Below are 272 nucleotides of genomic sequence, written 5' to 3'. Positions count from 1 at the left end.
CCTACCTGGCGACCGAAATCAAGCGGCGGATCGGCGAGGACAATCCCGCGGCCAACGCCATGGCGCACGCGGTGCTGGGCGCGGTGACGGCGCAGTTGAACGGCCAATCGCCGCTGGCTGGCGGCCTGGGCGCGGGCGGCGGCGAACTGGCGGCGCGGGTGATCGCGCGGCAGCTGTTCCCGGGCAAAGACCCCGACGCGCTGAGTGAAACCGAGAAGCAGCAGGTAAGCGCGCTGAGCCAGTTGGCGGCGGGAATCGCGGGTGGCCTCGCC

1 protein-coding gene is annotated in these 272 nt (G+C 72.1%); it reads left to right on the top strand.

The genetic code is table 11. The annotated features are described in order from the left end of the window. Nucleotides 1-272: VENN motif pre-toxin domain-containing protein (locus SB751_RS30585; RefSeq protein ID WP_410749096.1), on the top strand; the 272-nt coding region annotated here is incomplete at both ends.

Source organism: Cupriavidus sp. SIMBA_020 (assembly GCF_046535395.1).
Classification (GTDB): domain Bacteria; phylum Pseudomonadota; class Gammaproteobacteria; order Burkholderiales; family Burkholderiaceae; genus Cupriavidus; species Cupriavidus campinensis.
Note: the sequence above shows the minus strand (reverse complement) of the source record. Positions and strands in the feature narration are given on the sequence as shown.